General features: G+C 44.6%; 17 protein-coding genes. 12 read left to right on the top strand and 5 right to left on the bottom strand.

From position 1 onward, the window contains the following. The first annotated feature begins 8 nt into the window (after positions 1-8). The 3 genes from gatB (at position 9) to cysZ (ending at position 2,703) form a co-directional block, all read left to right on the top strand. Complete coding sequence (gene gatB / locus ACYUCY_RS15615; protein ID WP_460227455.1) at positions 9-1,457, top strand: Asp-tRNA(Asn)/Glu-tRNA(Gln) amidotransferase subunit GatB; 1,449 nt, start codon at positions 9-11, stop codon at positions 1,455-1,457. Positions 1,458-1,527: 70 nt separating this feature from the next. Further along, a complete protein-coding gene (locus ACYUCY_RS15610; protein ID WP_460227454.1) occupies positions 1,528-1,824 on the top strand; it encodes a PA4642 family protein in 297 nt (98 codons plus the stop codon). Between the two features lie 111 nt (positions 1,825-1,935). Beyond that, complete coding sequence (cysZ, locus tag ACYUCY_RS15605) at positions 1,936-2,703, top strand: sulfate transporter CysZ (protein ID WP_460227453.1); 768 nt, start codon at positions 1,936-1,938, stop codon at positions 2,701-2,703. Between the two features lie 31 nt (positions 2,704-2,734). On the opposite strand, the gene rhlB is transcribed toward cysZ, so the two are convergent. Then, the gene (rhlB, locus tag ACYUCY_RS15600; RefSeq protein WP_460227452.1) at positions 2,735-4,432 is read right to left on the bottom strand and encodes an ATP-dependent RNA helicase RhlB; all 1,698 of its coding nucleotides are present in this window, start codon (positions 4,430-4,432) and stop codon (positions 2,735-2,737) included. A 608-nt stretch (positions 4,433-5,040) separates the two neighbouring features. Here rhlB and ACYUCY_RS15595 point away from each other — a divergent pair. The 3 genes from ACYUCY_RS15595 (at position 5,041) to ACYUCY_RS15585 (ending at position 10,224) form a co-directional block, all read left to right on the top strand. After that, on the top strand, positions 5,041-6,930 hold the full coding sequence (locus ACYUCY_RS15595; RefSeq protein WP_460227451.1) for an ATP-binding cassette domain-containing protein: 1,890 nt from the start codon (positions 5,041-5,043) through the stop codon (positions 6,928-6,930). A gap of 215 nt (positions 6,931-7,145) precedes the next feature. Beyond that, positions 7,146-8,189, top strand: a complete 1,044-nt coding sequence (locus ACYUCY_RS15590) for a TAXI family TRAP transporter solute-binding subunit (protein WP_460227450.1) — start codon at positions 7,146-7,148, stop codon at positions 8,187-8,189. Continuing rightward, the gene (locus ACYUCY_RS15585; protein ID WP_460227449.1) at positions 8,179-10,224 is read left to right on the top strand and encodes a TRAP transporter permease; all 2,046 of its coding nucleotides are present in this window, start codon (positions 8,179-8,181) and stop codon (positions 10,222-10,224) included. Before ACYUCY_RS15590 ends, ACYUCY_RS15585 begins: the two co-directional genes overlap by 11 nt. A gap of 11 nt (positions 10,225-10,235) precedes the next feature. Here ACYUCY_RS15585 and ACYUCY_RS15580 read toward each other — a convergent pair whose 3' ends face one another. The 4 genes from ACYUCY_RS15580 to ACYUCY_RS15565 all read right to left on the bottom strand — a co-directional run bounded on the left by ACYUCY_RS15580 (position 10,236) and on the right by ACYUCY_RS15565 (position 15,876). Beyond that, entirely contained in the window at positions 10,236-11,828 is a 1,593-nt protein-coding gene (locus tag ACYUCY_RS15580; protein ID WP_460227448.1) for a protein adenylyltransferase SelO, read from the bottom strand. 68 nt (positions 11,829-11,896) lie between these two features. Next, positions 11,897-13,759: an MDR family MFS transporter gene (locus ACYUCY_RS15575; protein ID WP_460227447.1), complete on the bottom strand. Its 1,863-nt coding sequence runs from the start codon at positions 13,757-13,759 to the stop codon at positions 11,897-11,899. 326 nt (positions 13,760-14,085) lie between these two features. Continuing rightward, positions 14,086-14,781, bottom strand: a complete 696-nt coding sequence (gene murU / locus ACYUCY_RS15570) for an N-acetylmuramate alpha-1-phosphate uridylyltransferase MurU (protein WP_460227446.1) — start codon at positions 14,779-14,781, stop codon at positions 14,086-14,088. Between the two features lie 36 nt (positions 14,782-14,817). Continuing rightward, positions 14,818-15,876 (bottom strand): aminoglycoside phosphotransferase family protein, encoded by a 1,059-nt coding sequence (locus tag ACYUCY_RS15565; RefSeq protein ID WP_460227445.1) that lies wholly within the window; start codon positions 15,874-15,876, stop codon positions 14,818-14,820. A gap of 280 nt (positions 15,877-16,156) precedes the next feature. Here ACYUCY_RS15565 and ACYUCY_RS15560 point away from each other — a divergent pair, with 280 nt between their 5' ends. The 6 genes from ACYUCY_RS15560 to ACYUCY_RS15535 all read left to right on the top strand — a co-directional run bounded on the left by ACYUCY_RS15560 (position 16,157) and on the right by ACYUCY_RS15535 (position 23,564). After that, on the top strand, positions 16,157-18,856 hold the full coding sequence (locus ACYUCY_RS15560; RefSeq protein ID WP_460227444.1) for an LPS-assembly protein LptD: 2,700 nt from the start codon (positions 16,157-16,159) through the stop codon (positions 18,854-18,856). A gap of 40 nt (positions 18,857-18,896) precedes the next feature. Then, positions 18,897-20,219: a peptidylprolyl isomerase gene (locus ACYUCY_RS15555; protein ID WP_460227443.1), complete on the top strand. Its 1,323-nt coding sequence runs from the start codon at positions 18,897-18,899 to the stop codon at positions 20,217-20,219. An 87-nt stretch (positions 20,220-20,306) separates the two neighbouring features. Beyond that, the gene (gene pdxA / locus ACYUCY_RS15550) at positions 20,307-21,287 is read left to right on the top strand and encodes a 4-hydroxythreonine-4-phosphate dehydrogenase PdxA (RefSeq protein ID WP_460227442.1); all 981 of its coding nucleotides are present in this window, start codon (positions 20,307-20,309) and stop codon (positions 21,285-21,287) included. Between the two features lie 103 nt (positions 21,288-21,390). After that, positions 21,391-22,245: a 16S rRNA (adenine(1518)-N(6)/adenine(1519)-N(6))-dimethyltransferase RsmA gene (gene rsmA / locus ACYUCY_RS15545; RefSeq protein ID WP_460227441.1), complete on the top strand. Its 855-nt coding sequence runs from the start codon at positions 21,391-21,393 to the stop codon at positions 22,243-22,245. Between the two features lie 111 nt (positions 22,246-22,356). Then, a complete protein-coding gene (gene apaG, locus ACYUCY_RS15540) occupies positions 22,357-22,731 on the top strand; it encodes a Co2+/Mg2+ efflux protein ApaG (RefSeq protein WP_460227440.1) in 375 nt (124 codons plus the stop codon). 26 nt (positions 22,732-22,757) lie between these two features. Then, a complete protein-coding gene (locus ACYUCY_RS15535; RefSeq protein ID WP_460227439.1) occupies positions 22,758-23,564 on the top strand; it encodes a symmetrical bis(5'-nucleosyl)-tetraphosphatase in 807 nt (268 codons plus the stop codon). Positions 23,565-23,722: the final 158 nt, after the last annotated feature.

Genomic DNA, 23,722 nt, shown 5'->3' with positions numbered 1-23,722 from the left:
ATAACTGAATGGAATGGGAAACTGTTATTGGTTTAGAAGTGCATGTACAACTTGCCACTAAATCAAAATTATTTTCAGGTTCAAGCATCGCATTCGGTGCGGAACCCAACACCCAGGCGAGCGCGATCGATCTCGCTTTGCCCGGCACTTTGCCCGTGGCGAATGCCGAAGCGTTTCGCTGTGCAAGTTTATTTGGCCTCGCGATCGGCGCGACAATAAATCAGCGTTCGGTTTTTGAACGTAAGAATTATTTTTATCCCGACTTACCCAAAGGCTACCAAACGACTCAGCTTGCCGAACCTATTGTCGGGGCCGGTGCGGTTAATGTTGTTCTTGCTGATGGCACCACCAAAACTGTGCGCATCCATCACGCCCACTTAGAAGAAGATGCCGGAAAAAGCTTACACGAAGATTTTCATGGCTCTTCGGGTATCGATTTAAATCGTGCCGGCACACCATTAATTGAGATTGTCAGCGAACCGGACATGCGCAACGCTGAAGAAGCGGTAGCTTTTGCAAAAAAATTGCACGGAATTGTTACCGCCTTAGAAATCTGCGATGGCGAAATGTCTCAGGGCTCAATGCGCTTCGATGTCAACATTTCTGTGCGCCCCAAAGGGCAAGAAAAATTGGGCACTCGCACCGAAACCAAAAACCTAAATTCATTTAAATTCATGGAAGAAGCAATAGCATTAGAAGTCGAACGGCAAATAGATGTTCTCGAAGACGGCGGCACTATTCGTCAAGAGACTAGACTCTACAACGGCGATACCAAAAAAGCCCGAGCGATGCGTTCCAAAGAGGAATCCAACGATTATCGTTACTTCCCTTGCCCAGATTTATTGCCCGTTGTACTGGATGACGCCTATATCGAAAATTTACGCAAACAAATGCCGGAACTGCCGGAAGAAAAATGCCAGCGTTTCATTAAAGAATATTCTTTGTCGGCTTATGACGCGGAATATTTATCAGCTGATCGCATAACCGCAAATTATTTCCAAACCGTGGCCGCGAAAACCGACGAAGCAAAAATTGCCGCCAACTGGATTATGGGTGAACTGGCTGCTCAACTAAATCAAGCAGACCTTTCCATCAACCAAAGCCCTGTCAGCGCCGAACAACTTGCTGGACTCATTCAACGAATCAGTGACGGCAGCATTAACAACAAAATAGCCAAACAAGTATTCGAAGCAATGTGGCAAGGCGAAGGCGATGCCGACACCATTATTGAAGCCAAAGGACTGAAACAAGTTTCCGACACCGGCGCCTTAGAACAAATGGTTGATGAGGTCATCGCAAACAACGCCAAACAAGTCGATAACTATCGGAACGCGGAGCCTGAGAAGCGTCCAAAAATGCTCGGCTTTTTCGTCGGGCAAATCATGAAGGCGTCCAAAGGCCAGGGCAACCCGAAAGTTATTAACGAGATTCTTTTGAAAAAGTTGGCGCAAGATTAAACGAGTTCAGCTTCCAAGCGCATCAAAACAGATCTTCAAACAAAGTAAAAATTATTAAGAGAAATCAACAATGGCATTAAAAAAAGACAAACAAAAAGTACTAGGTGAACACTTTGATGATGACCGAGTAAGAAGCTTTTTATTATACGAAGCCCCTGCTGGGGTTAACGCCGATTTTCACGTTCTGGAAAAAGCCTATCGTGGCATGATCCCAGAAAATTTCGCGACATTCGTCGGTTTTTTTGTCGAGGCGAAACGAGATATTAATGCGACCAATCCAGAAGGAAAGACCCTCCTCGAACTCATCAAAACTCACCGTCATGGCGAAGACTATATTGATGCAATGCTTTCTGCAGGTGCGAAGTAGGCAAAAAACTGATTTGCCAGCGTTATGATTTGTCAATATTTGAATTTTACTCTGGCTTTACATTCCGAATCTTATTAAATAGAGGCCTGCAAGCCATTCGGATATCAAGCAATGAAACGCATTACTCAATCAAAGGCCAATAAACACTCTAGACCTTATTCTCCTAAAGGAATATCCGTTTCGGGATTTGGCTACTTAGGCGAAGGTTTTCGATTACTTTTTCATCCTCACTTGCGCCTATTTGTCATCATCCCCATTCTCATCAACACGATTTTTTTATTTATTTTAACCAGCGTTTTGTTTTATCAATTCACGGCGACGATAAATTATATGATGGAATGGTTACCGCTTTGGCTGGAATTTTTAGCTTATATCATTGGCATCATTTGCGTGATACTGATTTTGTTATTTTATGGTTACAGCTTTAGCACCATTACTAATTTTCTCGCGGCGCCTTTTTATGGCGTACTTGCAGAAAAGGTTGAAGAATTAGCGACCGGTAAACGGGTTCAAGGTGAATCCTTAGTCACAATGATTCCGCGCACTATTCTCCGAGAACTACAAAAACTGTGGTATTTCGTTTGGCGAAGTGTGTTTATTTTTATTTTAACTTTCATCCCGCTCGTCGGCCCCGTCATTGGACTCGCATGGGTGGCATGGTCGATGAGTGTTCAGTATTGTGATTATGCGGCGGACAACCACCAAACGCCTTTCGATAAACTTCGTCATCAACTAAGCGGACAACTATGGGGAAGTTGGAGCTTTGGCGGAGGAGTCATGTTGGGAACGATGGTGCCGCTGCTCAATGTTTTTGTAATGCCAGCGGCTGTTATTGGCGGAAGTCTTTATTGGTTAGAAGAACTTCAGTATCGAAAATAAATTAACGCAAACCGACAAAATATTTTTAAATTTATCGACGATTCCTATTCGAGCTATTTCCACCACTACGACCACCTGATCGACCACCGCTATTTCTGTTACCAGAAGAACGTCGCCGTTTCGGCATTTCAACTTCCGGAGGCGCCGCCAATAAACTTTCCGGCGGTTGTGTACATTTTAAATCTTCACCAATTAATTCTTGAATTGGCATTAAACGAAAAGCGTCATCTTCGCAAGCAAAGCTAATTGACGTACCCAACTTGCCAGCTCTTCCAGTACGCCCAATTCGATGCACATAATCTTCTGGCTCTTCAGGCAAAGTGAAATTAACAACGTGAGAAATACCGTCAATGTGTATACCACGACCCGCTACATCAGTTGCCACGAGCACCTTTAGCTTTCTGGTTTTAAAACCATCTAAGGTTCGTACGCGTTGGTTCTGCGCAATCTCACCCGACAGTAAGCCCGCGGTAAAACCGTGGGCAACTAGGCGTTCATGAAGGTCTCGGCACTCATCTCGTCGATTCGAAAACACAATAAGGCTTTCGACATCCTCTTGTTTCAAAATATTGAAGAGCAAAGTAAATTTTTCATCGGTGGATGCAAGATAGACGTACTGCGTTACGGTATCCGTTGCAATACTTTCTGGTTCGATTTCAATCTGGACCGCGTTGTCAGTCCATTGCTCCACTAAATTCATCACGTCATCGCTAAAGGTCGCGGAGAATAATAAGGTTTGGCGATGAGATTTTTGTGGCGTTAATCGAACAACTCGACGAATTTGTGGAATAAAGCCCATATCGAGCATTCGGTCCGCCTCGTCAATGACCAACACTTCTATTTGATCAAGATGCACGTCTTTGTTACTGCAAAAATCTAATAGACGGCCCGGCGTCGCCACCAAAATATCAACTAAATTATCTTGCAAGCCACGTTGTTGTTTCTGATAGTCCATACCGCCAACAAGGGCCTGAACGTGTAAATCCGTGTACTCGGTTAAGGCTTTTGCGTCTTCGGCAATTTGCAAAACCAACTCGCGTGTTGGCGCAATTATTAGTGCTCGTGCTTCACCTGCGTAACGCTGATGCTCAACAGGATGCTTCATCAAGTCATCAATAATCGCTACTAAAAATGCTGCTGTCTTTCCCGTGCCAGTTTGCGCCTTACCGATAATATCTTCACCGTTTAAGGCGTGAGGTAAAGAACGGGCTTGAATCGGAGAACAATATTCAAAGCGTAAATTTGCAATTGCATGCATTAATTCGTTCGGCAAGCCAAAATCATGAAAGCGCGTTTTGCCTTCCACAGCTTCGACCGGAAATTGAGTTATATCCCAGGCTTGATGTTCCGCTTTTTTGTCGGAATTCGATTGGTGATTTTTTTTATTCTGATTAGCATTCTGACTCTGAGGCTTGCCACTTTGCGTAGAGCGCGTTTGAGAAGCCTTATTTTTGACATTCGGATTGCTGGAATTGTCTTCTTTGTCTTGGGATGAATTGTTGCGATTGGGTGATCGGCCTCGATTAGACGATCGATTGGAATTTCTATTTCGACCAGAACTCCGACTAGAATTCGCACCAGTGTTTTTTGATTGGGAGCGTCGAGTAGATGATTCTCCTTTACCTGAGTCTGTAGAAGATGAATCGGCGGTGGAATCATTTTTTTTCTGAGCGGCTACAGACTGCGCATCTTTACTGGGGGGGCGCTTCCCAAATAATCGAGTTAACAAAACAACATACCTTGCAAAACATTCTCCAGACGATGGTTCAAACCATGATTGACCGATATTCGTGATGATCAATATTAATGGCGGCGAGTATAGCACGCTGCCAATTCAAATTGAGCGATATTTATCCCATCCTGCCCCCAGGGCAATGACCGGGCTGAATGCTTGGCGTCCCAGGGCCACCGCGGCCTGTAAAGCTGAGAAGTGACTGATACTCCACCTGCTTCACAGGGGTCCGTCTCTTTGAGCTGAGACCGAGTTGTTCATGATCGGTTAAACGTCATTCTCAGCTGATTCGATTCCCTGTACAATTCGCGCCAATTAAGAGGTCAAAGCGCCCAATCGATTTATAGGCTATCTCTAAAATTTATCTGTTGCCGCGATCGCAGCGTCAGCTTCGTGTCCGAATCCTCATTTACGCCATGTAAACTGCGTTTCTCCGCACGCTGCTTCCTTGCTCTCACGAAATTTTTAAGATCGCTATACGCCTTCGTCTAGGAAAATGCATTGCTTACTAATTTTCCTAAGCGGCGAAGCTATTTGCATCGCCAACCATCACGATTTAATTGGTCTGCTACATCACAACCCAAACAAGGGAAGAGTTTAACCGAATGCCACTTCTACAATTAACCGACATCCATTTAGCTTACGGCAATCACGTTTTGTTTGAAGACATTCAGCTCACCGTAGATAAGGGCCAACGATTTGGACTCTTAGGCAGAAACGGCGCAGGAAAGTCGACATTTTTAAAATTATTAACCGGCGAAGTTCACCCCGATGGTGGCACACGCTGGGTACAACCTGGTGCCCGCCTCGCCTATTTAGATCAAGAGCTACCCACGGCGGATGACATTTCTATTTTCGATTTTGTCGCTCAAGGCTTAGGTGATCTTGGCCAATTACTAAAAGATTTTCACCATGTTTCTCAATCGGTTGAAAGCAGCGACTTAAAAAAGCTTGAACGTTTACAGCATGCGATTGAAGAGCGTGACGGTTGGAGTTTTCAACAGCGCATTGATACCACGCTAAATCATTTGGAACTTCCCGCTGACACCTTAATGAGCACTTTATCTGGCGGCTGGCGACGTCGCGCTGCATTAGCTCAAGCACTGGTTAGCGAGCCCGATATCTTATTGCTTGACGAGCCAACCAACCATCTCGATATTGAAACATTGGAGTGGCTAGAAAAACGGATCAACGAATTTCGCGGGGCGCTTGTTGTGATTACGCATGATCGCGAATTTTTACAAAAAACTGCCAATAACATTCTTGAACTTGATCGTGGACACATGAGGAATTGGGATGGCGACTATCAAGGTTTTCTCGCGTTCCGAGATCAACAGCTCGCTGCCGAAGAAAAATTTAATAGCGAATTTGATAAAAAATTAGCCCGCGAAGAAGTCTGGATTCGCCAGGGTATTAAAGCTCGGCGAACTCGCAACGAAGGTCGTGTTCGTGCGCTTAAAAAATTGCGTAATGAGCGCAGTGAGCGCCGCAATCAGGTTGGCAAAGCCAATATGCAAATTGAGCAAGCAAGCAGCTCAGGAAAAATTGTGGTCGAAGTTGAAAACATTACCAAACAATATGATGGCAAAACTGTTATTCCAACATTTTCCAGCAAAATCATGCGCGGTGATCGTATCGGCATTATCGGCCATAACGGTGCGGGAAAATCAACTTTATTAAAAATTCTTCTAGGCGAATTAGAGGCCGATAGCGGCAGTGTTAAATTGGGGTCAAAAATAGAAGTCGCTTACTTTGATCAACTACGAAGCCAATTAAATCTCGAAAAAACGGTTATCGATAATATTGCAGAAGGCAGAGAATTTATCACCATCAACGGTAAGTCTCGCCATGTCATTAGTTACCTACAGGATTTTTTGTTTACCCCCGACCGGACACGTCAACCGGTAAAATCACTTTCCGGCGGCGAACAAAATCGACTGATACTCGCCTATCTATTCAGCAAACCCGCCAATGTTTTGGTTTTGGATGAACCCACCAACGACCTTGATATGGAAACCTTGGAACTGCTGGAAGAAATCCTGCTCAATTTCGAGGGCACATTATTATTAGTCAGCCATGACCGTGCATTTATCGACAACGTTGTCACCAGCGTGATTGTTTTCGAGCAAGACGCGCAAGGCAAGGGCCAGCTGAACGAATATGTTGGCGGCTATCAAGATTGGTGGCAGCGGAAACAAGCGCAAGCACAATCGAAAGCCAATAAAACCAACGCTAGTAATACCGGCAAGGACAAAAATAAAGAAGAAAAAAAGCCGGTAAAAAAATTATCTTATAAATTACAGCGGGAACTTGAACAGCTGCCAATTGAGATCGATAAACTTGAGCAAGATCTCAAAACCATCGAAGCGAAAACCTTAGAAGAAGACTTTTACAGCAAAGAGCAATCACTCGTTAACAAGGTATTGGCGGATATGGCCGACATTCAAAGCAAGCTAGATGCACTGTATCTTCGTTGGGCTGAGATCGAAGAATAAACAACCATACAAAAGTTAACGCTTTTAGAGGGCAGATTGCGATTTTAGATGATTTATGATTCCATCTGTCCCTGCTTGTCGCTGCCAGTAAACGACTCACTCTGAGTTAAGTTAAATGGAACCGAGTGCTAGAACTAGTCACTTTTTATCGAAAAGCACCAGCAAAACAATAAACATAAAAATAATGTAATTTGATTTTATGGATAGGCACCCAAATGTTTCCCACCGAAATTAGACGCAGCTCAGTGCGTAAAGCCTTACGATTTTTTATTGTCACGCTTTTATCTGGCGTTTTACTCTCATGTACTGATGGGCTTTCTACTAACCGGCCTTACATACTCACAACCGCGACAACAGGCGGAACCTATTACCCGGTTGGGGTTGCTTTGGCGACCATTACTAAGTCTAAACTCGAACCTGTCGAAGGAATTTCTCTATCAGCTATTAGTTCAGCCGGATCATTAGAAAATATTAAACTGTTGCGAGACAACCAGGCACAGTTTGCTCTATTGCAGGGTGCTTTTGCCGCGTGGGCCTGGAAAGGTGAAGGGCCAATTAGCAAACCGCAAACCCACTTACGCAGTATTTGCGCGATGTGGCAAAACGTTGAGCATTTTATTTTAATCTCGGAACTGGTAAAAGAAGGAACAATTGCTGATTTAGGCGATCTTGATGGCGAGCGTTTCGTACTCGGTGCCAGAAACTCCGGAGCAGAAAGAACCGGTGCATTTATTCTTGATCAACTCGGCATTGATTATAAGAACAAATTCAATCTAGCTTACATGGGTTATGGCGCGTCAGCGGACGCGATTCAAGATGGCAACATTGTTGGCATGAATGTTCCCGCCGGCCCGCCAGTGAGTTCGCTAACTCGCGCATTTTCCAATCTCGGAAACGACTTGACCTTGCTGTCTTTCACGCGAGAACAGTTGGACAAAATAAACAGCAAATATGATTTGTGGGATTTTTACGACTTCCAACCTGATACCTACCCAGACCAAACAACTCTTGTGCGCTCAATCGCTTCACCCAATGTACTTGCGGTTCGCGCCGACGTCCCTGAAGAAGTCGTTTACCAGATAACAAAAACAATCTGGGAAAATCTCGCTTCTCTCCACGACATTCATGCCGCAACAAAAGATATGAAATTAGATGTGGCATTAAAGGGTATTGGTGCGCCGCTACACCCTGGCGCGATTCGTTATTTCAAAGAAAAAGGTTTAACCATTCCGGCAAAGTTGATTCCCGATGAACAATAATATTCTCAAATGGGGCGCATTTTTATTCGCCCTTTTTCATATCTATAACAATTTATTTCTTAGTATTTCCGGCTTATGGTTTTCCGCAATTCATTTCGGTGGTTTTGGCGTTCTCTGCGCTTTGAATTTCCACAAAGGCCCACATGCTGAATCGTCGGAACCTAAACCAAAATCGAATTTTCTCACCAAGCTCACCAGAATCTCCATCGCGCTACTTGCCGTCAGCATTCCGGTCTACATTATTTTGTTCGAGAATGCTTTATATGCCCGCGAAGCTGATTTTATTTTGTCGGACTATATTTTTTCAGGCATAGCGATCTTATTAGCAATTGAGTTTACTCGTCGATCAACCGGTTGGTTTATGCCGACGCTTATCGTACTGAGTGTTTTTTATATTTTGTTTTTAGGAAAATACATAGCAGGTATTTTCAGCTTCCCTGGGCTTAATCTAGAAACCGTGTTTCGTAGAATATTTTTCGATCCCGATGACGGAATGTTTGGACTGGTTGCAGGTATCTCCTCTTCCTACGTATTTATGTTTATTTTATTTGGTGCGTTCCTACTCCGATCCGGCGCGGGTGAATTCATTATAAAAATGTCGAATTGTTTGGCCGGCCGCTACACTGGTGGCGCAGGCCTTGTTAGCGTTGTTGGCTCTGGTTTAATGGGATCAGTATCCGGTTCGGCAGTAGCCAATACTGTGTCTGTCGGTGTAATTACAATTCCAATGATGAAAAAGTCGGGATTCACAGCGAGGTTTTCTGCCGGTGTAGTTGCCGCCGCATCAACCGGCGGGCAATTAATGCCTCCGGTAATGGGCGCGGGAGCGTTTGTCATGGCAAGTTACACGCAAATTCCTTACGTCACGATCATCGCGCTATCCACGCTACCGGCGATACTGTATTTTTTAACCGTCGGATTTTTTGTGCGAATCGAAGCTAAACGATTGGGAATAACGCCTGATCCCGCTGCTGTTACTGAAAAGTTTTCATCGATTTTAAAAGATGGCTGGCCGTTTATTTTGCCCCTGATTGTCCTAGTAGGTTTGTTGATCTACGGAAAAACACCCACAACTTCCGCTGCTTATTCAATCGTGGCTATCATTGTTTCTTCTTGGATTTCAAAATCACCGATGAACGCGAAAAGCTGTTTCGATGCCATAATCGACGCGGTCAAAACTATGGTGCCATTAGCCTTATTACTGGTTTCCGTCGGTATTGTTATTTGCGTGGTGGTCACCACCTCAGTGGGCAATGCTTTCGCAAACATGATTATGATCTGGGCGGATGGTAACTTATTTTTTGCTATTGCTCTTATCGCTGTCGCTTCGCTGGTACTCGGCATGGGTTTGCCCGTGGCGGCGTCATACATTGTACTGGCAACTTTATCCGCGCCCTTGTTGTTCGACTTAATTAGCCACGGGCAATTATTGATCGCCTTGCAGGGCGATAATTTACCGACCAGCGTCCAAGCCACCATTAATTTATTCGGTGGCGACCCGGTGGTTGCTTTACGCGAAATGCCATTGGAAATGAAACAAATAATTCGTCGCGAATTACTTGATCCTACTTTATTAACAGGGATGCTGCTCAGCGCTCACTTAATTATATTTTGGCTATCTCAAGACAGTAACGTAACGCCACCTGTTTGCCTCGCCGCGTTTGCCGCAGCCGGTGTTGCCGGTACAAAACCAATGGCGACCGGATTTACCGCGTGGAAAGTATCGAAAGGCTTGTACTTGGTTCCGCTTCTTTTTGCTTATTCGCCACTTATTACCGGCACTTGGCCGGAAAGAATTGAAGTGTTCATCTGGTCTTGTATGGGACTTTACGCAATGGCGGGGATTTTACAGTGGCACTTAGAAAGGGCCTTAAATTTTGTTACCGCACCATTATTATTACTAAGTGCATTTTTATTAATGTGGTCGCCCTTAGAGATTTATTACCATTTAGCAGGCGCCGCAATTTTGGCTGGAATAATTATTTGGCAAAACAAACTCGCGCCGAACGCGCGAGTTGTTCAAGTCGAAGATTAAAGATAGTTGGATTAAGAACTACACGACAACATCGAGCAGCCCGCGCGGTTGCGTGCCCAGTCAGGGCGCTTAATCGCGTATTTTTCGCAGCCGGGCTGTTCATCGTAAGGCTTTCGCAACACGTCTAGCAATTCATTCACTAAACTGTTATCGCCTTTCTCTGCTTCATCAATCGCCAATTGCGCGAGATAATTCCTCAGTACATATTTCGGATTTACGGAATTCATTAATGCTCGGCGCGTTTCATCATCACTTGATTCAGCGCGAAGCCTTGATTGATATCGGCGCAGCCACGTAGCGATTGTTTCTTTATTGTTATCGTTTAGTTGTTCGGTTTGATAATACGCGTCGAGTAGTGGCGCAATCACTTCGTCATCGTTATTGTTTGAGGCCTCGTCAATAGTCGATATGTTGGCGAGTTTGCGATAAAAAATAGTCATGTCCGTTTCCACGACTTTTAATACGCTTTGCAAGTCTTCGATTAAAGAATCATCGTCGTTGCGAACGCTTGTTAGGCCTAATTTTTCAAGCAACATCATGCGATTTTTCTGCGTGTAACTATCAGCAAAGTTTTGCAGACTTTCTTGTAGAGGTTCGGCTTCTTGAATAAGCGGATAGATCGCATTGGCTAACTGTAATAAATTCCACTGCGCGATCGGTGCTTGATTTCCGAAACGATAACGACGCCCTTGTGCATCTGTGGTATTCGGCGTCCAATCCGTATCGTAATTCTCTAACCAGCCATAGGGGCCGTAGTCAATCGTCAAGCCGTGAATCGACATATTGTCGGTATTCATAACGCCGTGAACAAAACCCACTCTCATCCAATGCGCAATCAACACGGCAGTGCTTTCACAGACTTCGTTAAACCAACGCAGGTAAGTGTCTGTATTTGGTTTTCCAAGATGGGGAAAGTGCGTCTCAATAGTGTAATCGACAAGTTGTTTGAGCAATTCTTTTTCATTACGCGCGGCAAGAATTTCGAAACTACCAAAGCGAATAAAAGACGGGGCTACTCGACATACCACCGCACCTGGCTCAAATGCAGCGCGGCCATCGTAAAACATATCACGTTCAACGTGTTCACCTGTGGTGACGAGACTTAGCGCGCGCGTGGTAGGCACTCCCAAATGAAACATGGCTTCGCTACACAAAAACTCACGCACTGAAGAACGCAACACGGCAAAACCATCGGCGTTGCGTGAATAAGGTGTCGGGCCCGCGCCTTTCAATTGCAAGGTCAGACGTTGCTGCGAGTCGGTGAGCACTTCACCTAAATTAATTGCACGACCATCGCCTAGTTGACCAGCCCAATTGCCAAACTGATGGCCGCCATAGCACATAGCGAAAGGCTCCATGCCCGGAAGCATTTCATTTCCCGAAAACACGCGTGCAAATTCTGGAGATTCTGGATCAATTTTTAGTTGTTGGGCCACTTCAGAAGAGTAGGCAACAGTTTGCGGCGCACGGACACGCTTAGGGTATGCCGCGGAATAACAAGCGCCGCTGACTTGGCGACAAAAATTACCCAGTTCAGGGTCGCCAGGTAAATGTCGAACAAAGGAATTGTCGAATTGTAGTTGTGAAAATAAAGGTGACGACATAGGACTCCGCTAAATTTTTCAGCGTATTTAAGCTAATTGTTGGCAGAGTCTACACCAAATCTACAAAGTTATTCTGTTCCGATGCTCTTTGCGTTTTCGACCTCGGTATCACCACTTTCATCGTCGCGCTTGTTGCTCGGTGATTGAGAATGCAAAGGAATCACCGGGATAAAACAACTCAATAAAAATCCGAGAATCAGAATCCCCAACGCCGTACTAAACATTCCGGTTATCGAATTCGAAAAGGCTACTTTAAAACCTCTCATCATCGTCTCAGTGGTGGTCGTCACTTGCTGATCTAACCCAGATTTGATCAGCGCGAGAGTGCTGTCTATTTGTTCGGCACTTTGTTTATCCGCATTTCGCAGCGATTGCTTTAACGGTTCAGGAACTAAAGCGTTGTCTAATACATTTTGTTTCGCTTTCGCATCACCATGAAATGCCTGGTCGATTTCAAGATAAGCCAACTCGAAACGTGACTGAATCTGTTCACGCACTTTATCTGGATTCATCGCGTCAGATTGTGCCTGACTTAAGTCCAACTGCTGCACACTCGCACCTGGTATCACGGGTAGTTGTCTCGGTAGTTCAATCGCTAAATTGTGCGTTAAAAAAGTCCCGAACAGCGCGATGCCAATAGTTGATCCAATTTGTCGAAAAAATTGCGTCGAACTTGTCGCAATACCAATTTGCGAAGGCGACACAGAACTTTGTACAACGAGACTGGTTAAACTTTGCGACGGCCCCAAACCCAGCCCGACTAAAGCCATTCGCCATGACAGATCAAGTGTCGAGGTGTCTGGCCCAATGCCAGTAAAAAAGTAGACGCCGACAATTAAAACGACGTTACCGCCGACAATATAACTTTTGTAGTGTCCATGACGAGATACCAAACGACCGCTCAAAATGCTACTGAACATCATTCCAAACATCAGCGGAAACATCGATACGCCGCTATTCGTTGCAGTAACACCCTGGACGATTTGCATATACAGCGGCATAAAAATAACAATGCCGAGAAACGCCATGCCGACAACGAAAGTGACCGAGTTGGTAATAATAAACGCAGGGATTTTAAATAGTGACAAAGGTAAAACCGGATTCGGAACTTTCAACTCCACCAGTACGAATAAAATGAGTCCGACAAAAGATCCAGCAAACAAAGAAAATATTTCAACTGAATCCCAAGCATATTGACGACCGCCCCAGGTTAAGGCTAATAGCAAAGGTACGAATGTAGCGACCAATAAAAATGCGCCGATGAAATCAATATAGCCGCCCTCTGCATGATTAAATCGCGGTGTTTTCGCAATGATCATAAATAAGGAAACCAGGCCGAGCGGGATATTGACGTAGAACACCCAACGCCACCCAGGAATTTCATATCCGAACCAAGTCACACTGGCATAGTCTGTTAAAAACCCACCGACAGCGGGACCAATAATACTGGCCACCGCAAACATTGCACCGAACAAACCCATGAATTTCGCACGTTCTCGCGGCGGATAAATATCAGCAATTATTGCGAAGGCACTGGTGAACAATGCAGCGCCACCGACACCTTTAACGGCGCGAAAAACAATAAGCTGATGGATACCGTCACCTAGTAGTGGCAATGTTCCAAATTCACCGCTCAATCCACAGAGCACGGAACCCAAAAGAAAAATAATAATCCCGATGATTAAAATATTTCGGCGACCATAAATATCACCGAGCTTTCCATAAATCGGCACCAGCACTGTGGACGTTAACATGTAAGCGGTTGATACCCAGGCATACAATTCCAAACCATTTAGGTCGGCAATAATTCGCGGCATCGCTGTGGAGATAATCGTCATATCCAAAGCGCCCAGTAAGAAAACTACTAGCAGAGCAATTAAGGTTATGCGCTTCTCACGATCAGTGATTACAGCTGGAGAGGTGACGGTCATTTTAAAAACTCGTGGTGAAGGAACTGACGGGAGGGAAAAAAATCCTCGACTTGATCCAAGAACTATACGGCGTAAAGTAATTTGAACGGCGTGAAGAATACTCCGCCGACTTTCACCAAGCAAGCTGATTAATGAACGGATGGTCAAAAAATAAATCTAAAGAAAACAAAGAGATAGAAAGGGGTTCGGAAATATAGATTTAAAAGTAGGTGAAATTTAATATCAATTTAAAAATTAATTTGGAGCGAAACTCTACGCATTCAGAATAAAGCTAGTTCAACAATTTTATTCTCGTCGATTCATTGTCGTGGACTAAGTGCCGTCGATTAAGTGCCGTTGAATAATTGCCGGCGATTGATCGCTTCCAATCGTTCTGGCGTACCTATGTCTTCCCACTCACCGTTATAGATTTCGCCACTTAATTGTTTCTCTTTCATTGCTTCGACAAACACTTCGAGCAAGGGGAATTTCTCGCGCTTTTTTTCGTAATCACGAATCAGTTTTGGGCTGAACAGTGAAATCCCACTAAAGGTAAAACTCTGAGTACCCTGCCCACTACGCAGGAATAATTTATTATCCGCATCCAAACAAAAATCTCCCTGAGGGTGTTGCTCTGGATTGGGTACCATCACTAAGTGACCCAAAGTATTTTTACCTAAGGATTTATTCACTAAGCTATCGAAAGAAAAATCTGTCCACACATCAGCATTCACCGCAACGAAACTTTCATCCCCCAACAAAGGCAAAGCATGAAGAATGGCACCGGCGGTTTCTAAAGGATAAGGCTCTTCTGAATATTGAATCGCCACACCGAATTGCTCTCCATCGCCCAAATAGTTTTTTATTGCATCGCCAAGGTAAGCAATATTTATAATCACATCACTAATATTCGCATCACGTAAACGCTTCAGGGTATGAACAATTAAAGGCTTGCCCCTGACTTCTAACATGGGCTTGGGTAAGCTTTGCGTTAGCTCACCCATTCTCTCGCCACGACCTGCTGCAAAAATCATTGCTTTCATATTTAGACGTTCTTTTTTAATCTTTTTAATAAATGTTTATGCAATCTGATTAAACTCACCGGGTGCATAGCCAGCTTTTTCATAATCCACATACCAGGTTTGCTGTTCAGCTAGAGGAATTAATTTTTCTTTAAACCAGAGATCGAAGGTTTTTAGTTCTGGGTAGGAATCAGCGATTTCTAAGGTATAACGCATCACCAAGGGTAAATCTTGTAGGTAAGCGGCTTTATTATCTCGCAGGTGTAAACGCGCAAAAATGCCTAAAACTTTAAGATGCCGCTGTAGGCCCATTAAATCGAACCAACGCAAGAATTGTTTCTGGCTAACATCTGCAATTATTCCAGACTGCCTTGCCATATCGGCATAGGCTAGTGCCCAACGCTCTACGGATTCTCGCGGCCAACGGATATAACAATCGCGTAACAAAGAAACTACATCGTAAGTCACCGGCCCCCACACTGCATCTTGAAAATCAATAACACCTGGCGGGCCTAATTCTCGGTGGATTAAATTTCTAGAATGATAATCGCGGTGAACAAAACACTGGTCTTGCTCTAAAGCAGAATCTATTAAAGTATCGAATGTGTGTTGAATTAATTTATCTTCTTCGTTACTCGTTTTATACGAGAGCAAATCACCTACAAACCATTGTGTAAACAATTCCATTTCTTGATTTAACTTTTCTCGGCTGTAGTCTTCTATTTCCACGGCACTTCGGGGAGATTGCTGAATACGTAATAGTGTTAGTAGGGCTTCACCATAAAGCGCTTCGACACTGCCTTCATTGAGATCGCTTAAATACAAACGTTCGCCGAGATTTTCGATGAGAGAAAAACCTTGCTCGAGATCAGTTGCGAAAACGCGAGGGGCATGAATGCCTTGGTCAAGAAGAAAATTGGCGAGCATCTGGAAATGCTCGATGTTTTCGTGGCCGGGCGCATTATATACGGCGAGCAATTCAGGATGACCCGCGATACTAAAGTAGCAACGCCCTCCAGCATCACCGGACAGCGGAGTTATTGTCAGTACTTCAGTGCTGTCTTCTACCACTTCCTGCAACCAATCTGATAACGCTTTGACAATCTCGCTATGCATACTTTTCGCTTTCCCTTCTATTTACAACGACGGCTCTGCGCGAAACCGCGGAATTCAACATCAATTAATGCCCGCTATACATGCCTTCGTGCTGGGCTGAACACTGGCTTTCGAGTAGAATTTGCAACTCGCTTCCCCGCGCGAACAAATAACTAGGGGGCGGCTAAAGAGGAAGATCTGCTGAACACGCCTACTCGCTAGATCCCTTCTACCTAAAATGGCCAAAAAATAACAGCCATAAAATAACAAATCGCCATAATATCAAGGACTTCAACACACTGTGAGCGTAATTCCTAAGACAACAACTGTTGAAGTTATCCTGAATTTACTCAAGCGCACGGAGAGTGAAGGCTCACCTATAGTAGCTCGCTTAAGACAAGTCCTAAGATGCCTTCCTGACCTGCCCCGACGGCTCGCGCATCCTACCTTATTCATCTCGATTATTCTGTTTTCTACTTCAGCACTCAGTCAAACTCATTTGGAGTGGCAGTGCCTGCCCAGTCAGGATGGAGAAACCTGGGATTGCCAAGAAGTCGAGGTTGCGGGAAGAGCACGCAACCTTCCAAGCTCACCCGGCGCGAAACAAGACAAAAGAACAGCTGAACAGAAACGCTTAGATTGGGTACCAGAAGAACAACTCACTGAAGAACAGAAACAAGCGCTGCCGACAGGCTGTTGTGGTGCTTACCTTGCGCCAAAACGGGAGGATGACGAGGCTGATCTTCCTCCGGAACAAGCCCCCACCCGCCTATTGAACTTCAACTCCATTGAAACTGATGCCAATGGAAATTCCAGTATTAGTGGCGGGGTAAAAATTATTAACGGCTCTCGCAGTATGGAAGCGGAGACGGTCGAGGCAGACAACACCGACAATACTGCAACAATTTCGGGAAATGTGGTAATCCGAGATGCTGGTATTTTATTTCGAGGTGACAAAGCAACGATCGATCGAAGCACTAATGACACAGTGATTGAAAATGGTGAATTTGTCGCTTATGAAACTCGCCTGCGCGGCTCTGCGGAAAAGATTGAATCCACCAAAGAACACTTTGTATTGGAGAACGGTGAGTTTACCCGCTGCGAACCGGGTAATGAACATTGGAAATTACACGGCAGCTCGATTGAGATTGACCACGAAACTGAACAAGGTGTCGGTCGCAACGTCGTCTTCGACATCGGTGGCGTACCGGTTTTTTACCTGCCCTATATGCAATTTCCAGCCGGCGGAAAGCGTCAATCTGGCTTTATGTTTCCCTCCATCACTTCTGATGACGTGACCATTCCCTATTATTTCAATTTGGCGCCCAACTACGATCTCACCCTCGCACCACGCTATCTGGCTGATGCCGGCACTATGTTAGAAATTGAAGCGCGCCACCTCAGCGAATCTTTTGAGACGTCGCTTAGCGGCTCATGGTTAGGTAATGGTGAAGATAAGATCAGTGACAACGAGCAAACCTCAATCGATAAAGGCTTATTAACACCCGCTGAAGCCACGCCTTTTGATGGCGAAGATCGTTGGTTGTTCGGTCTCCAGCAAGAAGGTGGTCGCGATGCCAATTGGTTTAGCAGAATAGACTTCACCCGCGTAAGTGACTTCGCCTACTTCAACCATATCGATACCATCAGTCTTGATGTGAATCGCAGCACTCATCTAAGTCGTTTCGGCGAGCTCGGTTACAACTTCAAGAACTGGCAAGTGGCGGCAAGGGCTCAGGAATACCAAACTATTATTCCTGACATTGAGGAACCCTATCGCCAAAAACCCCGGCTCGACGCCAATGGTCTATATAACTGGGGTAATGTTGAGTTGACCCTGAACAATCAATACACACAATTCGATCATCGCAACGAATTTTATGATCAAAATAATCCTGCGCCTGCTGACCCCTACATCATCGGCGACCGCCTGCGCACCGACTATCAATTGTCGTGGAACAAAGAATGGTTATGGGGCTTTATAAAACCTTCGCTGCTGTTAAAGAGCGTCAATTATCAACTAGATGACAAGAATTTGAATCTCGGTGTAGATGACAGCCCCGGCGTCACGGTTCCGCAAGCCTCCATCGATTTCGGCGTCTATTTTGAACGAGACGGTTCTTGGTTTGGCGACGGCTATTTGCAAACCTTCGAGCCGCAGATCTTTTATTTTTACAGCGAATTTAAAGACCAAAGTGATTTCTTTAATCTCACTCCCACAAATAGAAACATCGCATTCGACACCTCTGAGTTAACCTTCAGTTACAGCCAGTTGTTTCGCCATTCTCGCTTCGCAGGCAGTGATCGAATTGAAGATGCCAACCAAGTTTCCGTGGGCCTTACCACCCGCTTTCTGGGTGCGGAAAGCGGTGCAGAGCGCTTCCGGATGAGTCTTGGCCAAATCTATTATCGAGACGATCGACTAGTGAGCCTCGACGGTGCTCCCCTGCTGGAAACAAAATCTGAGATCGCTGGACAATTTTCCGCGCAAATGACAGACTCCTGGCGCTTTAACAGTGACATCTTGTACGACCGAGAACAAAGCAAAGTCAATAAAGGTAGTGTGGCATTAAGATATTTTGACGATCAGAGCCGTATTTTTAATATCGGTTATCGCTACACACGTATCCCCATTACCCAAATACCCGGAATGCCCCAGCCCAATATTGATGAAAGCCAAGGCGAGATCTCATTCGCCTGGCCAATCAGTAGCAACTGGAGTGTTATCGGACGCGGCTATTACGATTTCACCAAAGATCGGGAACTCGACTCGGTATTCGGCCTCGAATACACAAGCTGCTGCTACCGTCTGCGCTTAGTAGGCCAACGTTATCTCGATAACGACCTGGTCAATCGAATTGACGATGACGAACTAGAGTACGATCAAGGGATATTTTTTGAATTTCAATTGCGCGGTCTCGGCAGTATCGGCAATAAAATCAGTAACGCTCTGAGTGATGGAATTTTAAATTACGAGCGTAGAGAAGAAAATTTACAGTAAAACCTTACAGACTTTTAATCATTTAGATTGTGAATAGCCCATGAAAATTAAAACTGCATTATTAGCATCAATAGCTTTTTCGTTAACCTTATCAAACAGTGTCAGTGCTCAGACGATTACGCTTGACCGTATCGCTGCCGTGGTTGATGACGATGTTGTAATGGAAAGTGAATTAAATTCTCAGCTACGAACCATCACAGCTCGACTGCAAAACCAGGACGCCCAACAGCTGCCACCAGAAGATGTTCTTAAAGCACAAATTTTAGAGCATTTGGTTGTTCAGCAACTGCAGCTACAAATGGCAGCTCGCGCCGGCGCAACAGTTGACGACGCAGAAGTCAACGCCAGCTTGATCGAGATGCAGCAACGCAGCCAATTAAACGAAGAACAATTTATCGCGCAACTTAATGCACAAGGCACGAGCCTAGGTGAATTACGAGAAGACATTCGCCGAGAACTATTAATTACCAATGTCCAACGCGGTGTATTACTTAGACGAATCCAAATTACTGATCATGATGTCGATAGCTTTTTGAGTTCAAAAGAAGGTCAATTTTGGGAATCGCCTAATTATTTGTTGGGACATATTTTAATTCCTCTCAACACCAGCGCTAATGATGAGCAAGTTAAAGCAACTTTAGATAGAGCAAATGAATTACGCCGACAAATACTCGACGGTGCGGATTTTGGCCAAATAGCGACAACCTATTCCGCCGGACAAAACGCCTTACAAGGTGGCGATCTCGGTTGGCGACAAGCCGCTCAGTTGCCAGAATTATTTTCTGAACAGCTGAAAAATTTAGCCGTAGGCGGCGTGAGCGAACCTTTTCGCAGTGACGCTGGTTTTCATATGTTGAAAATTCGTGAACAACGTGGCGGCGAACAGCAACTCGTCGAACAAACTAAAGTTCGCCATATTATTCTTATTCCGTCTATTATTCTTAGCGAAGCAGAAGCCGAACAACAGCTCGCAGACATACGTGAGAAAATCCTCAACGGTGCAGATTTTGGCGAGTTAGCAAAAGAACACTCTAAAGACGGCTCCGCAATTAATGGCGGTGATTTAGGTTGGACGACCCCAGGAAATTTTTATCCTGAATTTGAAGTGGTCATGAATGCGACGCCAGTGGGCGAAATCAGTGAACCATTTAAAACTCGTGGTGGCCTACATATTTTGTGGATTGAAGATCGTCGCCAAGAAGATATGAGTGAAGAATTCAAACGTAATCAAGCGAGAAATTTGTTAATGAGCCGGCGCTTTGAAGAAGAGCTCCCAATTTGGTTACAAGAAATTCGCGATAATGCTTATGTCGACATTAAACTGGCTTCCCTTCGAGAAGCTGAAGAAGAAACGCAACAATAAACACATCCGAACTGGGTGCAGCAATGCGTAATTCGCTGCCCCCTTTTCTTACACTGCCCCTTTGCTTAAATTGTCACGCCAAACTCAATGACCCTTCGAATTGCAATCACCCCCGGTGAACCCGCTGGCATCGGCCCAGACCTACTAATACAACTTGCACAGCAAAGTCATCAGCATGAGTTCGTCGTCGTCGCTGACCCAGAGTTATTACTACAGCGTGCTCAACAACTTAAACTTCCTTTGACAGTCCGCGAGTTTAATTCAGACTTACCAGCAAAAGCATCATCGAAGAACGAACTTTGCGTTGCGCCCATTCAATTAAATGCGCCCTGTGAAGCGGGAAAGCTAAACCCCAAAAATGCAGCTTACGTATTAAAGACTATTGATCTTGCTATCGAACTTTGCCAGAAAAAAATCACACAGGCATTCGTTACCGCCCCAGTACATAAAGGCGTAATAAATGATGCTGGCATATCTTTTAGTGGCCACACAGAATACTTAGCTGAAAAAACCAAGACAAAAAAAGTCGTCATGATGCTAGCGACAAAAGGATTGCGTGTTGCTTTAGTTACAACTCATTTACCCTTGAGCGAGGTGCCGAAACAAATAACTAGAACAAACCTCAATGAAACCGTTCAAATTCTTAACGACTCGCTAAAAGAAAACTTCGCCATTGCTAAACCTCGCATTGTTGTCTGCGGTTTAAACCCTCACGCGGGTGAAGGCGGCCATTTGGGACGAGAGGAAATCGATATCATTGAGCCTTGCTTACAAACACTGCGTGAACAAGGCTTAGAATTACTAGGACCACTGCCTGCTGATACAGTCTTTACACCGAAAATTTTAAAAAATGCCGACGCGGTTCTTGCCATGTATCACGATCAGGGTTTACCAACCTTAAAATATAAAGGCTTTGGCAATGCAGTAAATATTACTCTTGGCCTGCCCATCATCCGAACTTCTGTTGACCACGGTACCGCTTTAGATCTTGCGGGCAAAGGTAACGCCGACCCAGGCAGCCTGCAGGTCGCATTACTTACCGCCATCGAAATGGCACATATACCTTGAGTTTCTTGTGTTAAATCTATTCTGATAAATTAATACAAGAGCCGCTCTCGAATTCCTGTACAATACTTCCACTCAAAAACCATTCGCAGCAAAAAGTATTCAAATGAGCTTTTCATCCAGCGCGTCGTCACCTAATCCACAACATCAGGCGAAAAAAAGATTTGGTCAAAATTTTTTGGTTGATACGGGCATTATCGATAAGATTATTAAATCTATCGCTGCGAAATCAACGCAACGTATTGTTGAAATTGGACCGGGTCAAGGTGCGTTAACGCTACCTCTTTTGGAAACTTGTGATCATCTAGATGTCGTTGAAGTCGATCGAGACCTGGTCGCGCGGCTTAGTAAACTGAAAGAAAAATATAACAACTTACACATCCACGAAGGCGATGCGCTTAAATTTAACTTTTCTCAGCTGGTCGATAAAGAAAACTCTCTGAGAGTTGTCGGCAATCTTCCTTACAACATCTCGACACCACTAATTTTTCACTTATTGGAAGCCGCCGTTCAGATTGAAGATATGCATTTCATGTTGCAAAAAGAAGTAGTCGATCGCATCGTCGCGCGTAAAGGCAGCAAACAATATGGAAGGTTGTCAGTAATTGTGCAATATTATTGCAAAACAGATTGTCTGTTCTTGGTACCACCAGAATGTTTTTCTCCGCGACCCAAAGTACAGTCAGCTATTGTCAGACTTGAACCCCATCGGAGTTTGCCATTTATTGCAAACGATATCGCTTTGTTAAAACAATTAGTTAATCGTTGCTTTCAGCAAAGGCGGAAAACCTTGCGTAATAGCTTACGAACATTATTGCCGCTCGAAGCGGTGACAACAATTGGCGAGCAGGAAGGAATAGACATCACTCTTAGGCCTGAAAATCTCGACGTAAAGGATTATGTCAAACTTGCTAACCTCCTAGATAGAGATTTCCGTGATCAACTTTTTAATTTAGAATAATAACCTTCAATTCAACCCGAAATGATCGTGTGCTAGATACCTTGATAAAATGAAAACGTTATACACACCTTCACTCATCCATTACTCACTTAGAATAAATTGCTCGACATTATGAAATCAGCCCCGATTGAAGTTACCGTCAAAACCACGTATATACCCGAGCAAAGCCGTCCCAAAGAGAATCGCTACGTCTACACTTACACCATTACGATTACGAACTGTGGTGATCAAGCGGCACAATTGATGAATCGGCATTGGATAATTTCAGATGCCAATGAAAAAATTCAAGAAGTGCAAGGTGAGGGAGTCGTCGGACAGCAACCCAGATTGGCACCTGGAGACAATTACACTTATACCAGCGGTGTTATTCTCGAAACGCAATTTGGCACCATGCGCGGAAGCTACGAAATGAAAACAGATTTAGGCGACCTTTTTGAGGCCGCCGTCCCGGCATTCGCTCTAGTCCCACCTCAAGCAATTCATTAGAACCCTAACCTACCTATAGAGAACCCATGGCGACATATGCAGTTGGCGACATTCAGGGATGTTTACCCGCATTAGAATGCTTATTAAAGAAAATTAGCTTTGACCCCCAAAAAGATAAACTTTGGGTTTGTGGTGATATTGTTAATCGTGGCCCCGATTCGCTTGGTACATTACGATTTTTATTTCAGATGCGAAATTCTGTAGTCGCAGTGCTGGGGAACCATGACATGCATCTGTTGGCGATCGCACACGGTTATAAAAAAATGGGCCGCAATGACAATATGCTAGCCATTTTAGATGCACCTGACCGACATGAACTATTCGCTTGGTTGCGCCATCGCCCTTTTGTCCACCATGATCCCGTACTCGCATTCACGATGGTCCATGCCGGCATCCCACCGATGTGGACAATTAAAAAAGCCTTAAAACGAAGCGCTGAAATTGAAGCGGTTCTGCAAAGCAATCAATTCGAAAATTATTTACGAAGTATGTATGGAAACACACCGGACCGCTGGGATAAATCGCTGAGCGGCACTAATCGCTGGCGGCTTATCACCAACTACTTTACGCGCATGCGTTTTTGTAATGAGATTGGGCGCTTAAACCTTGATTGCAAGCTGGGAAAAGATCAAGCTCCAAAAGGCTACAGCGCATGGTTTGACATAAAAGGTCGAGAAACGGAAAAAGATAATATTGTGTTTGGACACTGGGCGAGCATCGACGGAAAAACTGGGCACCCCCATGCTTTTGCCTTGGATACTGGCTGCGTCTGGGGACGTAAATTGTCGGCTATGCGCCTTGAAGACAAAGTCTGGTATTCCTGTGAGTGTTAGTCATTGCGATTGTTTCATGCAAAATCCTTCTTTTTACTGCCATTGATCCATTCACAAACATTTCTGCTAGACCTTAAAAAAACTTCATCTTATACTCCGCAACTCGTTTCCAATGGAGATTGCATAAGATGAATGTATCCAAACCCTTACAATCGTAC

This window comes from Aurantivibrio infirmus, from assembly GCF_054767315.1.
The sequence above is the reverse complement of the archived record's forward strand: the minus strand, read 5'-3'. Positions and strand labels throughout refer to the sequence as shown.